This window comes from Ruegeria sp. AA3 (genome assembly GCF_056542905.1).
On the sequence record NZ_JBQGAQ010000006.1, the window covers coordinates 199,821 to 213,119 of the forward strand.

General features: G+C 54.4%; 15 protein-coding genes and 1 tRNA gene. 10 read left to right on the forward strand and 6 right to left on the reverse strand.

From position 1 onward, the window contains the following. The first annotated feature begins 25 nt into the window (after nucleotides 1–25). The 5 genes from ACR0JR_RS12720 to ACR0JR_RS12740 are packed head-to-tail and all read left to right on the forward strand — an operon-like array spanning nucleotide 26 to nucleotide 4,623. The gene (locus tag ACR0JR_RS12720; protein WP_010442637.1) at nucleotides 26–1,318 is read left to right on the forward strand and encodes an ABC transporter substrate-binding protein; all 1,293 of its coding nucleotides are present in this window, start codon (nucleotides 26–28) and stop codon (nucleotides 1,316–1,318) included. Between the two features lie 30 nt (nucleotides 1,319–1,348). Beyond that, complete coding sequence (locus tag ACR0JR_RS12725; protein ID WP_170781907.1) at nucleotides 1,349–2,275, forward strand: branched-chain amino acid ABC transporter permease; 927 nt, start codon at nucleotides 1,349–1,351, stop codon at nucleotides 2,273–2,275. Next, entirely contained in the window at nucleotides 2,275–3,216 is a 942-nt protein-coding gene (locus ACR0JR_RS12730) for a branched-chain amino acid ABC transporter permease (protein ID WP_480456454.1), read from the forward strand. Before ACR0JR_RS12725 ends, ACR0JR_RS12730 begins: the two co-directional genes overlap by 1 nt. Next, nucleotides 3,204–3,935, forward strand: a complete 732-nt coding sequence (locus tag ACR0JR_RS12735) for an ABC transporter ATP-binding protein (protein WP_480456455.1) — start codon at nucleotides 3,204–3,206, stop codon at nucleotides 3,933–3,935. The genes ACR0JR_RS12730 and ACR0JR_RS12735 overlap by 13 nt, the downstream gene beginning before the upstream one ends. Continuing rightward, entirely contained in the window at nucleotides 3,928–4,623 is a 696-nt protein-coding gene (locus ACR0JR_RS12740; RefSeq protein ID WP_480456456.1) for an ABC transporter ATP-binding protein, read from the forward strand. Before ACR0JR_RS12735 ends, ACR0JR_RS12740 begins: the two co-directional genes overlap by 8 nt. 126 nt (nucleotides 4,624–4,749) lie before the next feature. Here the strand turns inward: ACR0JR_RS12740 and ACR0JR_RS12745 are convergent, their stop codons facing one another. Genes ACR0JR_RS12745 through ACR0JR_RS12765 form a run of 5 tightly spaced genes read right to left on the reverse strand, consistent with a single transcriptional unit; the run spans nucleotide 4,750 to nucleotide 9,544 of the window. Next, on the reverse strand, nucleotides 4,750–6,228 hold the full coding sequence (locus ACR0JR_RS12745) for an aldehyde dehydrogenase (protein ID WP_480456457.1): 1,479 nt from the start codon (nucleotides 6,226–6,228) through the stop codon (nucleotides 4,750–4,752). Between the two features lie 8 nt (nucleotides 6,229–6,236). Beyond that, nucleotides 6,237–7,271 (reverse strand): LLM class flavin-dependent oxidoreductase, encoded by a 1,035-nt coding sequence (locus ACR0JR_RS12750; RefSeq protein WP_480456458.1) that lies wholly within the window; start codon nucleotides 7,269–7,271, stop codon nucleotides 6,237–6,239. Between the two features lie 3 nt (nucleotides 7,272–7,274). After that, nucleotides 7,275–8,198: a flavin reductase family protein gene (locus ACR0JR_RS12755; RefSeq protein WP_480456460.1), complete on the reverse strand. Its 924-nt coding sequence runs from the start codon at nucleotides 8,196–8,198 to the stop codon at nucleotides 7,275–7,277. Further along, a complete protein-coding gene (locus tag ACR0JR_RS12760) occupies nucleotides 8,185–8,973 on the reverse strand; it encodes an alpha/beta fold hydrolase (protein WP_480456462.1) in 789 nt (262 codons plus the stop codon). Before ACR0JR_RS12760 ends, ACR0JR_RS12755 begins: the two co-directional genes overlap by 14 nt. Then, a complete protein-coding gene (locus tag ACR0JR_RS12765) occupies nucleotides 8,945–9,544 on the reverse strand; it encodes an amino acid synthesis family protein (protein WP_170477060.1) in 600 nt (199 codons plus the stop codon). Before ACR0JR_RS12765 ends, ACR0JR_RS12760 begins: the two co-directional genes overlap by 29 nt. A gap of 106 nt (nucleotides 9,545–9,650) precedes the next feature. Here ACR0JR_RS12765 and ACR0JR_RS12770 point away from each other — a divergent pair, with 106 nt between their 5' ends. After that, entirely contained in the window at nucleotides 9,651–10,496 is an 846-nt protein-coding gene (locus ACR0JR_RS12770) for a LysR family transcriptional regulator (protein WP_480456463.1), read from the forward strand. Nucleotides 10,497–10,699: 203 nt separating this feature from the next. On the opposite strand, the gene ACR0JR_RS12775 is transcribed toward ACR0JR_RS12770, so the two are convergent. Beyond that, a tRNA-Tyr gene (locus ACR0JR_RS12775) sits at nucleotides 10,700–10,783 on the reverse strand. Nucleotides 10,784–10,899: 116 nt separating this feature from the next. On the opposite strand from ACR0JR_RS12775, the gene rlmB reads away from it, so the two are divergent. The 4 genes from rlmB (at nucleotide 10,900) to ACR0JR_RS12795 (ending at nucleotide 13,177) form a co-directional block, all read left to right on the forward strand. Continuing rightward, nucleotides 10,900–11,673, forward strand: coding sequence for a 23S rRNA (guanosine(2251)-2'-O)-methyltransferase RlmB (gene rlmB / locus ACR0JR_RS12780; RefSeq protein WP_480456464.1), 774 nt, complete (start codon nucleotides 10,900–10,902; stop codon nucleotides 11,671–11,673). A 12-nt stretch (nucleotides 11,674–11,685) separates the two neighbouring features. Next, complete coding sequence (locus ACR0JR_RS12785; protein ID WP_170477292.1) at nucleotides 11,686–11,958, forward strand: hypothetical protein; 273 nt, start codon at nucleotides 11,686–11,688, stop codon at nucleotides 11,956–11,958. A gap of 175 nt (nucleotides 11,959–12,133) precedes the next feature. Further along, nucleotides 12,134–12,505 carry a YHS domain-containing (seleno)protein gene (locus ACR0JR_RS12790; protein ID WP_480456465.1) on the forward strand — a complete coding sequence of 124 codons (372 nt, stop codon included), beginning with the start codon at nucleotides 12,134–12,136 and terminating at the stop codon, nucleotides 12,503–12,505. 201 nt (nucleotides 12,506–12,706) lie between these two features. Further along, complete coding sequence (locus ACR0JR_RS12795; protein WP_480456466.1) at nucleotides 12,707–13,177, forward strand: CoA-binding protein; 471 nt, start codon at nucleotides 12,707–12,709, stop codon at nucleotides 13,175–13,177. Nucleotides 13,178–13,299 lie beyond the last annotated feature (122 nt).

Below are 13,299 nucleotides of genomic sequence, written 5' to 3' on the forward strand. Positions count from 1 at the left end.
AAAAACAACAGAGGAGATGAACGCCATGACAAAGACTTCAAAGATCAGTCGCCGTAGTACACTGCTTGGTCTCGGGGCCGGTGCAAGTGCTCTGGCCGCGGGTGGGGTGTTGCCTGGTTCTCTTGGTTTTGCGCAAGCGCAAAGCTCGGCACCGATCAAGATCGGATTTCAAAAGCACGCGACTGGCATTGGCGCTGCATATGGCCGCTGGTATGACGTGGCAACCAACGCTGCTGCTGCGCGCATCAACGAAATGGGCGGCATCAATGGTCGTCCGGTCGAGATCATCACTGAAGACGACGCAACCGATCCCGGGCGTGGGGCCGAAGTGCTTGAAAAATTTGCCAACCAACACGAGGTAGACGTCGCTTTCGGTACCTTGTTCAGCCACGTGGTAATTGGCTCTGCGCCCCGCGCGGGCGAGTTGAAACTGCCTTATTTTGTTGTCTCCGAAGGTCACCATGTCGCCAGCGGCATGCTGAATCGCTATACGCTGCAACCAGGTATCACTGATGTGAAAAGTCAGGTTATTTCGATGGCACCCTTCGTTGCCGACAATCTGGGTAAGAAGGTCACGATGATCTATCCTGACTTTGCTTTCGGCCATGATCATCGCGACTTTTTCTCGCAAGCGATTGAGGCGCAGGGGGGCGAAGTTGTTGCGAAGATTGCGATCCCGCCCACCGAGACAACCTTCACCCGCTATTTCCCAAGCATCCCGCGCGAAACCGAAGTGATCTATCATGTGATGGTGGGCCCGGCAGTGCTGACATTCGTCAAAGAGATGGGCGAGTTCTTCGGGCCCAGCCGACCCGAGATTTTTGGCTTTATCGACAGCCTTGAAGCGGTTGATATACAAAGCCCCGGGCTTGAGTTCCTCGAAGGCACGTATTTCTGGGAAGGCATGCCGCGCTATAAGCAAGCCAACGAATCGGAGGCGGCCTCAGCCTATCGTGCGGCAGTTGGCGTGAATGACAGTGGCGCTGCGATCGATGACCCGGCCAATGTTGCCACTTACGCTCATATGTTCGGGTGTTGGGAAACGATGCATATCATCAAAGCTGGTATGGAAGCAGCGGACTACCAAGGGCCTGCAGATCGCTCCAAACTGATCGAAGCGGTCGAGGCGATGACTGACATGCCGGAATCCATCGAACATCCGCAGGGTGAAAAAGTCTTTAACGGCAAGACCCATCAGACCTTTGGCAAACAGTATATCTCAAAGGTTGGTGATGGCCGTCTTGATGTGGTGCATACCGCGTCAATCGAGGATGGCCTTTATGAAGATGAGGTGGATTACACCACGCAATCCTTCTGATCCCGACATTAGGCAAAAGCGAGACTGGGTATGGACTTCGGGCCTCACCTGATGCTCGCCTCCATCGAGGGGGCGGTCATTTCGGCTATTCTTGTGCTGACGGCAATGGGGCTCAGCATTGTGTTCGGCGTCATGCGCGTTGTGAATGTCGCCCATGGCGAGTTCTTCATGCTGGGTGCGGTATTTGCCTGGGCGGTAAGCACGATGATCGGCGGCCATGCTGGTTTCGGTTTCGTGGCTGCCCTGCTTATAGTGCCGGTTTTGGTCGGCTGCATTGCGGCGGGGGTCGATCAGCTGATCCTAAAGCGGATCGACTATGACGTGGACCGGACCATCGTAGCCACGATTGGCGTACTTTATATTGTGCAGCAATCGACGCTGATGCTGTATGGACCCGAGGCGCGGCCTGTCGCGCCACCATTCAACACTCGCTTGGCACTGCCCTGGTTCGATTTTGGTGCAGATGGATTCCAAATGATCTGGCCCTGGGGGCTAAGTGTGACGACCTACAAGCTGTTCGTGATTGTTGCGGCGATTTCCGTATTGGGGGCGCTTTGGTTTGTGCTGACGCGCACCAAGATCGGATTGATCATGCGCGCAACGCAGCAGGATCGCGAGATGGCTCAGGCCTTTGGGGTGCCGGTCAATCGTGTGTACTCCTGGGTATTTGGCCTGGGTGCAGGGCTGGCAGCACTAGGTGCTGTGTTGGTGGTTCCAATTCAGCAGGCCCATTATCTAATGGGCGGAGATCCATTGTTGCTGGCGTTTATCGTGGTAATCATCGGCGGTCTCGGAAGTTTGCCCGGCACTGTGATTGCAGCGGTGCTGATCGGAATGAGCGACGGCATTATCTCGGTCTTTTTCTCGCCGACTCTGGCCAAAATCATCGCGACCTTCCTTGTCGCAATGGTGCTTGTTTTTCGGCCGCAAGGCTTGATGGGGCGGGTGGCGGCCTGATGACGGTGTCCAGAACAACCGCATTGCATATCGGCACTTTACTTGTGCTTATCGCATTGTTCTTCGTGCTGCCCGCATATCACGTCGGAGCCTTCTCGCGTATCATGGTGCTTGCGATTTATGCCATCGGGTTCAATCTGCTGTTTGGCTATACCGGCCTACTGAGCCTCGGCCACGCCATGTTCTTTGCCGCTGGAATGTACGGGTTTGGGCTGAGCATGAATTTCGGCGGACTGTCAGTGCTACCAGCTTTTGCAGTTGGCGTCCTCGCTGCGGGATTGTTGGCGCTGGGCGTAGGCTTATTGGCGCTGCGTACCATCGGTGTCGCGTTCATGATCGTGACGCTGATGTTTGCTCAAACCTTCTATCTCGTGATCCTGTATTTCGGAGAATACACGCGCGGTGACGAAGGCTTCATCATTCAACAGGCCCAACGTAACCTCGCTGGGATTGACCTGACAACGGAAACGGCACGTTACTTCGCTGCATTTACCCTTTTCGCCATCTGCTTTCTCGCCATGGCGCGTTTGGTGCAAAGCCCATTTGGAAAGCGACTGGTTGCCATACGGGAAAACGAAGAGCGAGCCCGGATGTTGGGATATGACGTAGGGCGTCTGAAACTTGCTGCGCTGGTTGTATCTGGCCTGTTTTCAGGTGTCGCAGGCGCCGCCTACGCGATGCTGTTCGGCTATGTCGGTGCAAGCTTTGCCGCGGTGCATTATTCTATCTTCCCGCTACTGTGGGTCTTGCTGGGCGGGGCCGGAACCACGATCGGACCTCTAATCGGCGTCATCTTCATGTTCTATCTGATCGACATTTCTAGCGGTTTCACCAACGCATATATGCTTGTTGCCGGTGTTGCTTTGGTTCTGCTGACCCTGTTCGCCCCCCAAGGTATTGCGGGCACAATACGCAAGAGAGCTGTGTCATGGTTGCCGTAAATATCCTTGAGACCAAAGGCCTGACTAAGATCTATGGCGGGCTCCAGGCCAATACTGACATAGATTTCTCTCTGCGAAGGAATGCAATTACAGCGTTGATAGGGCCCAACGGCGCGGGCAAGTCGACATTTGTTGGAATGGTTAGCGGGCGGACTCCACCAACGCGCGGCAGCGTTTCATTCGAAGGCCGGGACATCAGCAAACTGCCCGCGCATAAACGCATGCAACTCGGCATGGCCTATACGTTCCAGATCACTTCGATCTTTCCCGGACTGACGGTTGAAGACAACGTTGCCCTTGCTGCCGGTCGCAGGCTTGCGCATGATAAAGCAGCACATGCTGAAAAGACCGCTGCTGTGCTGGATAGAATTGGATTGAAGGATCGCGCTGGCCAGGTCGCCTCGGACCTCAGTTATGGCCATCAACGGGTTCTTGAAATAGCCATGGGACTGGCGCAGGATCCCAAACTTTTCATCCTTGACGAGCCGACCCAAGGTCTGGCCGAAGGTGAAGTTGAAGCGTTTGTGGCGCTCATGCGGACGATGGCCGAAGAAACAACGATCCTGCTGATCGAGCACAATATGCGGGTGGTCGCTGAAACCGCCGATCATGTTGCAGTGCTGGATCAGGGTCGCCTTTTGGCCTCGGGTAGCTTTGACGAAATTCGCGCGAACGCTGCCGTGCAATCCGCCTATTTGGGGGCGCCCGCCGATGTTTGAGGTCCAGAATATCCACACCGGCTATGGCAAGGTAAAAGTACTGTTTGGCGTATCGCTGACCGTCAGTGCAGGGGAAATTCATTGCCTGATGGGCCGCAACGGGGCGGGCAAAACGACATTGCTGAAAGCAATCATGGGGCAACTACCCCTGAGCCAAGGTGAGGTCATCTTAGATGGTGAACGCCTCAGCGGCCTGCCTGCACACCTCGTGCCACAACGTGGGATCGGCTATATCCCGCAGGGACGGCGGCTTTTTCCTGAGCTTACGGTTTCAGAGAACATCGAAATGGGCCTTTTGGCGCGGGATGAAGGTGCAGATACACGAGATTGGGTGCTTGAACTCTTTCCCCGGCTCAAGGAACGTCTGAGCCAAGTCGCTGGTACACTTTCAGGAGGCGAACAGCAGATGTTGGCCACAGCCCGAGCGTTATGCCTGCGCCCCAAGGTATTGCTTTTGGACGAACCGACCGAAGGCTTGCAGCCTTCAATGATCGAACAGATCCGGCAAGTCGTGGTCAAAATGAAAGCAGAGGGCTACGCTATCGTCCTTGTGGAACAGCGTATCGATGCGGTTTTGTCGATTGCTGACCGGATAACCTTTATTGAAAACGGCCAAGATCGTGTGACTGTCCAACCCGCAGATGTCGCTGAAGATCAGACGATCCTTACTCGTTACCTCGGTGTCTAACAGCGTCGACCCAGTTAAGCATCTGTAGTTTTTCTGGATTTGGGTCGAAATCATCGCTGTAAGCGGTGCCTATTCCGTCACCAATCCGTCAGAAGTTGGCTCAAAATATTCCAGTTCATATAAATGTCAGCGCATGGTGAATGGATTGGCCATTGCCGCATCTGACGTATTGATCCAGGTGGTTTTGGTTCTCGTGTAGTCATAAACCACGTCAATCCCGGCCTCTCGCCCATAGCCGGACTGATTAAACCCACCAAATGGGGCAATGGGAGAGACTGCGCGATACGTGTTCACCCAGCAAATCCCTGCTTTGAGCCGTCCTGACACACGATGTGCACGGGCGACGTTTTGGGTGAATACCCCCGCGCCGAGCCCATATGGCGTTTCATTGGCGATTGCGATGGCTTCCTCTTCCGTATCAAACGGGATCAAGGACATAACCGGGCCAAACATCTCAACCTTCAGGGTCTCGATGTCGGTATTGGGGCATTCCACAAGCGTCGGCGCCATATAGTTGCCAGCGCGCTCCAACCTGCTTCCACCAAAACGGATACGCGCGCCCGCAGAACGGGCGGCATTTAGCGCGGCCTCTATTTTCTGTATCTGCGCTGACGTACACAGAGGTCCGATTTGCGTATCGGGCGCAAGAGGATCGCCGACAGTGACGCCCTCCATTTTGGATTCAATCAGAGATACGATCTTTTCAAATACCGGGCGGTGGACAAGCCCACGACTACCAGCCACACAGCTTTGCCCTGATGCGCCAAAATTTCCTGCAATCAATCCATTCGCGGCACCATCGAGATCAGCGTCATCGAAAACGACCATCGGGGATTTTCCCCCAAGCTCAAGCGAGGTAACCGCGAAATTTTCGGCCGAGTTGCGAACGACATGACGCGCAGTTTCCGGCCCGCCGGTAAAGGCGATACGGTCTACATCCGGATGGCGCGTCAAGGGTATGGCGCAGTTTTCGGCATCACCAGTGAGGACCGATACAACGCCAGGCGGAAACCCGGCTTTTTCAATGAGACGGGCAAATTCAAGCAGAGGCGCAGGAGCGATTTCTGAGGCTTTTAGTACAACAGCACAGCCCGCAGCCAGCGCCGGTCCCAACTTGGTTGCGGTCAGGAACATCTGTGCGTTCCAGGGGACGATCGCGACCACTACGCCGATTGGTTCGCGCTGGGTAAACGCATGCATGTCGGGTTTATCAATGGGCAGAACTGCACCTTCGATCTTGTCTGCCAGTCCCGCATAATAGCGATAGTAATCCCCGACATAGGCGGATTGCGCCGCAGTCTCAGCCAGCAGCTTGCCGCTGTCGGTGGTCTCGATGCGGCCGATCTGTTCGGCATGCTCCTCGATCAATTCTGCCAGACGATACAACAGCTTGCCACGCTGAGTCTGGGTCATGTCGCGCCATGCAGGGTCGTTGAGGGCCCGGCGTGCGGCGCTGATCGCGCGATTAACATCGTCGGGTGCCGCACAGGCAAAGGTGGCCCAATGTGTTCCGGTGGCGGGGTTTTCCGAGGACATGGTTTGCCCTTGGGCACCATCGGTAAATTCCCCGTCGATGAAAAGCTGGTAGTGTGGTCTCTGGTCCATCTCTTCGCTCACTGGAATGCTGGCATGACGTCGTCGATAAAGCGGGCAAGCGAGGCGCGTTTACGCTCAAAACTCATGCCGCTGTCGATCCAGAATGAGAACTCATCATACCCTAAATCTTCGTAGCGTTTGATCTGATCAATCACCTCAGTTGCGGTTCCGACCGTCAGATCACGCCGCAGGTTTTCCGGGGCCATCAGCGTGTTGGCAGCGATTTCTTCTGCCGTCAGTTGTTGGATCAAACCTTGTTTCACTGGCCGCTTGTTCTGGAACCATGCACCAAAATAGCAATAAAACCGCGACAACTCTTGTGCAGCTAAATCTACATCGGCTGCATCTTTTCCGACATATGTGTGGTGCAAGAGCATGATTTTGGGGCGTGGCCCAGCATACCCTTCACAAGCGTCATTGAAACGGCCGACCAGACTCTCAATCTCTTCCATCCCTTGCCAGAGTGGGGTGACTTGGATGTTAAATCCGTTGTGAACGCCAAATTCATGGCTGTTGGGATCACGCGCGGCGATCCAGATCGGAGGCCCGTCTTTCTGAACAGGTTTCGGCGCAGAGGTCGTTGCGGGAAACTGAAAGAACTCTCCTTCATGTGCACAATCGCCAGCCCATAGTTTGGGGATCAGAGGCACCAACTCGCGCATACGTTGCCCGGCCTCCCACGCGTCCATACCCGGCATGAGACGTTCGTATTCATAAGAGTAAGCACCGCGCGCGATGCCAAGCTCGATCCGACCACCTGTAATCAGGTCCGCCGATGCAGCTTCGCCTGCCAGTTTGATGGGGTGCCAGAAAGGGGCGATGACTGTACCGGTCCCAAGTTTCACATGGTTGGTGTGATGGGCGAGGTTGACCAGTTCCAACAAAGGGTTAGGGGAAATGGTGAAATCCATTCCATGATGCTCACCCGTCCAGACTGCACGCATTCTGGCGTCATCGGCCATTTTGCACAGCTCGATGAAATCACTGTGAAGATTTTCCTGGCTTTGATCAGGGGTCATGCGTTCCATGTGCGCAAAAAGCGAAAAATCCATGGATCAGTTCCTTTCAATCAAGCTATGAACATCGCCGCGATCCGCATTGCCAAGGTAAAACCCAAAGCTGTTCGTGCGAGATTCGAGCGCATACCGCAGCATCATGTCGGCAATCGCGGAGGTCGTGTATGAGAGGGTCGGCAGAGTAGCGGTTGGGATGGGTTGCAACGAAGTTTGTTCGGTTTGCACGCCACTGTGGGCCAGAAAATAAACATGGTGGGTCTGTCTTTGCGCATCGTCATAGACAGAATAAACCGGGCCAAGCTCGACGGGGCTTCCCTGCGATGCGAGGGCGTCGGCCAAGTCCTGTCGCAGATTGCCATTGTCGCTTAGGCTGATCTGAGGCGGTCGGTATCCATCGTCAGTGAGTTCCAGCAAAACGCAGTCGTTTGAGTTAATAATTGCGCCACAAGTTGTTGTGCCACCATTCCGGTCCATCGCGGCGCGTTCGAGGCCAAGGCTGAAATACTGCCCGCCGGAATATCCAAGCCCAAGGGCGTCGGTTTCAGTGAACGCTTGTACTTCTCCGATCAGGATTTGGTGGTCTCCTGCGGGCAATGATTGCCATGTGCTGCAAGAAAACTGAGCAATAGCCCCATCGATCAACGGAATGCCGTTCAAATCGAGCGTATGGGGCACCGCGGCGAAACGATCTCCGGTGAAACTGGCGAATGTATTGGATACTTCTTGCTGCCCCTCGGCCAGAACACTGATTGCGAAGTGACTGCAGTTCGAGAACTGGTCAAAGGTCGACAGAAACCGACCCGGACAAACCAGAAGCAGAGGCGGGTCAAGCGAGACCGACGAAAAGGAATTGGCGGTGAAACCGCAAAGCGTTCCGTCATTTGCACGGCAGGTCACCACGGTCACGCCCGTCATGAAACGGCCAAACGCGCTGCGTAGGGTGCGGGGATCAATCTCTGTCATGAGCTGACTTTCTAGCAAATTCCAGCAGCGCAGCATTAACCTCGGCTGCATGTGTCATGGGCAACATGTGCGCAGCACCTTTGATTATTTGGGCTTTTCCTTTCGGGGTAAGCGAGGCCATGGTTTCAGACATCTCGGGTGTCGAATTGGGTTCGGCGCTCCCCGTCAGGAAAAGTGCGGGGCAGGTCAGCGCAGAGAGCGTGTCGATACCTGGGCCATTTTCATGCGCAAATATGCTGTAGGCTCTGCGATAGGCCATAGGGTCGACGTTTGTGAGCCAATTTCTACAAACCTCTTTCTCGATGACATCTGCATCACCGAACCAACGGGCCAGGGTAGGCGTCGGGTCAGCGCCTGTTTCCGTGTCCAAAAGAGATGCGCGCGCTTTTACGGCTTTGGCAGCTGTATCACTTCGATTGAATATGGCATTCAGTGCCGCCACACCCAGCACCTTTCCCTTATGTCGCGCAGCCAAATCCAGTGCGATCATGGCGCCCATGGAATGACCAATGACGATTGCCGGTGTATCCAGGCCGGATGCAATCGTATCTGTATAACCCCGGAGGTCTTTTGCTCCGGCTGGCAAGGCGCTTGCGCCATGGCCCGGCATGTCCACTGCGGTGACACGGAACATTGACGACAAGGTGTCCAGCTGCGCGTTCCACGCTTCGGCCCGAAGCCCGACACCATGTATCAACAAAACCGCTGGGCCGTCACCTTGGCGGATCGCGCGGAGGCGTCCGAAATCAGACCGCGGCCGGGTTGTCCAGATCATGGCCCAAATCCTTCAAATCCTGATAGCGATCTCCAATCCTATGATGCGGGCGTCCACCGGTAGCTGCTCCCAGCACCACCACGATCTCGTCATCCCGCGGAGCATCAGGGATCGAGAATTGGATGGTGAGGTAGTGTGATCGCCGGCCTGCATCGTTTTTGTCCATCAGCGGAACCATGATCGGTGCATTGGCCGTTCCGCGTGTATTGGTAAACGCCAGATAAGATTTGGCGCCGACCGCCTCACGATAAAAATTGCCGAAGCGCAGCGTATGAATTAGCCCCGAGGCATGTTCGACCTCGCCGTTCAGACCAACCACGGCGGCTTTGCCATAAGCTTCGATTGCATCTCCGCCGCCGGCCAGGGTGATCATCCGGTTGGTCATCATCTCTCCCAAAACAGGGCCATAGGCCTGTATTTCGGGTTTCAGGTCCTCAACAAACCGCCCCGCCCATGGGTTTTTGACAACAGCGGCAACAGCGAACATGCGCCAAGGTTGTTGTGTTTCTTTGAAACCTTCGATGAGAACCTCTTCATCATAGGTCACGATCTTCCGTATCTCGGGGCGCATAAATTTCTCCTGTTCGCTACCCGAGAAATTCAGAGATTACACCGATTTTGACAAACGATTGATTTAAGGGCTTATGTATTAAAAAGACTAATGGCTTACTTGACCCATGAAAAAATCGCTGCCCCCGCTGACCTGGTTTCGCGCGTTCGAGGCCGCTGCGCGCCATCTGAGTTTTACCGCTGCCGGTGAAGAGATCGGCCTGACCCAATCTGCGGTCAGCCAACAGGTAAAATCCCTTGAAACACGGCTGCGTGCAGCTTTGTTTACGCGCCATGCGCGTGGATTGTCGCTGACCGACGAAGGGCGCAAACTGCTGCCTCAGGTCGGGGCGGCACTGGGGGTGTTGTCTGCAGCGACAGATACATTCGATACTGGGCCGTCAGAGAACCTTTTGACCATCGCGTCGTCAGTCAGTGTTGCCCAGTGGATTATCGCGCCAAACCTTGCTGAATTTCGGAAGAGACATCCGAATATCCGCGTTCGTCTTCTAAGTGCGGTATGGCCGGACGAGTTCAGTTCTGCACGTGCAGATGTAGAAATCCGCTTCGGATCAGAAAAACAGGTAGGAAGAAATGCCAGATTGCTAACACCTAACCGGCTCATTGCCCTCAAATCACCGGGCCTTGAAGGTGGGGTAAGTGATTTGCCGTTGATCGAAGCGGTAGGCACATCCAGCGGATGGAAAGAATGGTCCGCAAAGGTTGAGCCTGTTCCGGAGCCTCAGATTTTTGCGGATTCGTACGGTGTGGCCTTGCACTTTGCTGCCCACGGCAATGGAATTGCGCTTGTGAGCGAACTTCTGATCAAACACGCGATCAATTCTGGTGTGCTTGAAAGGGCGCATCCGGCAACCGTCGAAAGTAACGAAGGATATTACCTGTCGAGCAACGAAGAGAATGAATTTGCAAGGCAATTTCAGGGCTGGCTGTTGGAGCAATTACCACAACAATAAAGAGATCAATGTCTCGAAAACACTAATCTACGAGTGGTTTGCCCTATTTGATACCAGAGACAAATTTCCAGTTAATGGATGTGGGCCATTCGCATTAGTCTAGATTCCCACTTTGCAACAAACAAACAGTCGACCAAAGCGGGCGCAAAACTTATTGGAACACCCTAAATGGCATTTACCGACCCAAAGACTGAGAAGCTGAATGGTGGGCGACCCTGGAATCGAACCAGGCGTGCGTCTCCGCGAGGGAGTTACAGTCCCCTGCCACACCTTGCGGCCTGTCGCCCACTGTCAGGCGTTGCACCTGACGTGGAGGCGTGATTACTAGCGCGTCTAAAGGGCGTCAACAGGAAAATACCGCTTTGACGCAGGAAACCGAATTCCCGGCCCGGAGGCCCGTAAAATGAAGAAACCAAAGTGGGTCGTCGAGAAAGAACAGGCGCGAAAAGCTGCTGCTGCCGAAACCGTATGGCTGTTTGGATTACATGCTGTTCGTGATGCCTTGATGAACCCGAAACGGCAGAAGTTACGCTTGATCGTGACGCGAAACGCCCGCGATAAGTTAGCGGAATCCATTGATTTTTCCGGGATTGAGGCCGAGGTAGTTGATCCACGGAAATTCACGGCTCCGATTGATCCGGGCTCTGTTCATCAGGGGGCTGCGCTTGAGGTCAAGCCACTGGACTGGGGTGGGCTTGCCGAGAATTGTATCGGGCAGGAAAACCCGCGTGTGCTGCTTTTGGATCGGGTAACGGACCCACATAATGTTGGGGCGATTCTCCGTTCAGCGGAAGTATTTGGCGCAAGTGCAGTAATTGGCACGCGGCACCATTCGGCCCCTGAAACGGGCGCACTCGCGAAAACTGCCAGCGGGGCGTTGGAACGGCAACCGTATCTGCGTGTCCGTAACCTGGCTGACACGATCAATGCGCTGCAGGATATGGGCTTTCTGGTTCTGGGTCTGGATGGTGAGGCAGATGAAACCATCGAAACCGTATTGGAGGGCAAACGAACGCAGCCAGTAGCGTTAGTATTGGGGGCCGAGGGACCGGGCCTGCGCCAAAAGACCAAAGAAACTGTGGACCAGCTGGTCAAGATTGACGCGGCGGGCGGATTTGGGTCACTCAATGTCTCAAATGCTGCCGCAATTGCACTATATGCGTCACAGCCCAGATGACAGGAGGTTCACATTTCCACGCCGCACAAAATCGCCACCTGCTGTTATTGTGGAACCCGCGCTGCACTGGTTCTTAGGGGGAAACAGCAACATGAACTAAGTTGCTCAAGCTGTGGTGCGCCTTTGCATAACCTCAAGATGGTTCCAAAGGTCAAACTTGTTGATCGTCCGGTACAAAAATCTAGGCCGGCCCATTACAATAAGAAAAAGGCAAAGAAGAAAAAGGGCCTGTTTTCGCGCGTATTGGACGAAGCCTGGGATGCTATTGAAGACGTTTTCGATTGAAGACCGCACGCGTGTTCACAAGGGCGTCATGGGGGTTTTCGTGACCAGATGAATTGTGCAACTTAAAACCCTCTCAAAATCAATCGATGAATCAGTGATGCTGTCCCGACGTTCCTTTTTAACCAGTCTCGCATGTCTTGCCGTAGCACCTTCAGTAAGAGCGCAGGAAAAGCCAATGTTCTATTCGGACGGCGGATTGGCTGTTTCTGGTTATGATGCGGTCTCATACTTCAGGATCGGTACGCCTGCGCTGGGGAAATCTGATTTTTCCCTGATGTGGAAGGGGGCCGTGTGGCAGTTCACATCGGAAGATAATCGTGACAGATTCGAGCGCAACCCACGGGCTTTTGCTCCTCAGTTTGGTGGATATTGTGCGTATGCGATGGTGCAGGGGATGCTCAGCAGCACTGACCCGCAAGCATGGCAGATCGTTGACGGAAAGTTGTACTTGACCCATTCGGAAGCGATTGAGCGTATCTGGAAGCAGAACGTGTCGCAGAACATTCGCGAGGCCGAGGGGCATTGGCCTCAAGTACTGTATAACTGATCGGCAAATCTCCGCCAATTGTGACTTGTCATCACAAAAATGCGCGCGCCCTCTTTTTTTTCACAAACTTAGGCTTAAATGTCACAGTGACCGCGGAATGGAACTGCCGCGGGTCATTTCACTGTCCCTCGTTCCAACAACTGGCGCTCAGGCAAGACCTGAGCGCTTTTTTCTTTTTGGCATGGCGTCTAGGGTGCGATCATGCCTGATTACTCTGACCAGTTCCTGACCACAGTGTTGAAACGTACCAAGGTTGTTGCCGTTGTTGGCGTGTCGATGAATCCGGTAAGGCCCAGCTACTACGTTGCGCGTTACTTGTCGCTCAAAGGCTATACGGTGATTCCGGTGAACCCGGGGCATGCCGGTAAACCTCTCTTTGGTCAGACGGTCAGGGCGTCGTTATCCGAGATCTCTGAAGCGGTAGACATGGTTGATATTTTTCGACGCTCTGAAGCCGTTCCGCCTATCGTTGACGAGGCTTTGGCCGAGTTGCCGAATCTACGCACGATCTGGATGCAGATCGGCGTAGAAAACGCCGAGGCCGCCGCCAGAGCGCAGGCCCGCGATATTGACGTGGTCATGAACCGCTGCCCCAAAATCGAATACCAGCGTTTGTTTGGCGAGCTGCGGATGGGTGGGTTTGCAACGGGCGTCATTTCGTCCAAACTCTAAGCAATTCATGGCTATTGCGCTTTCACAGCAAAATCGCGCTATGATTGGATTGCCAGTCGGCCTTGGTTGAGTGCCGCCTTCGTGCAATCCGCTGATTCCCAGCCTCCCGAAATTGAACCCGT

What these genes read in the sequence shown, in the direction of transcription:
- ACR0JR_RS12720 (WP_010442637.1), top strand. Translation starts at nt 26, where the DNA reads ATGACAAAGACTTCAAAGATCAGTCGCCGTAGTACACTGCTTGGTCTC.
- ACR0JR_RS12725 (WP_170781907.1), top strand. Translation starts at nt 1,349, where the DNA reads ATGGACTTCGGGCCTCACCTGATGCTCGCCTCCATCGAGGGGGCGGTC.
- ACR0JR_RS12730 (WP_480456454.1), top strand. Translation starts at nt 2,275, where the DNA reads ATGACGGTGTCCAGAACAACCGCATTGCATATCGGCACTTTACTTGTG.
- ACR0JR_RS12735 (WP_480456455.1), top strand. Translation starts at nt 3,204, where the DNA reads ATGGTTGCCGTAAATATCCTTGAGACCAAAGGCCTGACTAAGATCTAT.
- ACR0JR_RS12740 (WP_480456456.1), top strand. Translation starts at nt 3,928, where the DNA reads ATGTTTGAGGTCCAGAATATCCACACCGGCTATGGCAAGGTAAAAGTA.
- ACR0JR_RS12745 (WP_480456457.1), bottom strand. Translation starts at nt 6,228, where the DNA reads ATGGACCAGAGACCACACTACCAGCTTTTCATCGACGGGGAATTTACC.
- ACR0JR_RS12750 (WP_480456458.1), bottom strand. Translation starts at nt 7,271, where the DNA reads ATGGATTTTTCGCTTTTTGCGCACATGGAACGCATGACCCCTGATCAA.
- ACR0JR_RS12755 (WP_480456460.1), bottom strand. Translation starts at nt 8,198, where the DNA reads ATGACAGAGATTGATCCCCGCACCCTACGCAGCGCGTTTGGCCGTTTC.
- ACR0JR_RS12760 (WP_480456462.1), bottom strand. Translation starts at nt 8,973, where the DNA reads ATGATCTGGACAACCCGGCCGCGGTCTGATTTCGGACGCCTCCGCGCG.
- ACR0JR_RS12765 (WP_170477060.1), bottom strand. Translation starts at nt 9,544, where the DNA reads ATGCGCCCCGAGATACGGAAGATCGTGACCTATGATGAAGAGGTTCTC.
- ACR0JR_RS12770 (WP_480456463.1), top strand. Translation starts at nt 9,651, where the DNA reads ATGAAAAAATCGCTGCCCCCGCTGACCTGGTTTCGCGCGTTCGAGGCC.
- rlmB (WP_480456464.1), top strand. Translation starts at nt 10,900, where the DNA reads ATGAAGAAACCAAAGTGGGTCGTCGAGAAAGAACAGGCGCGAAAAGCT.
- ACR0JR_RS12790 (WP_480456465.1), top strand. Translation starts at nt 12,134, where the DNA reads ATGTTCTATTCGGACGGCGGATTGGCTGTTTCTGGTTATGATGCGGTC.
- ACR0JR_RS12795 (WP_480456466.1), top strand. Translation starts at nt 12,707, where the DNA reads ATGCCTGATTACTCTGACCAGTTCCTGACCACAGTGTTGAAACGTACC.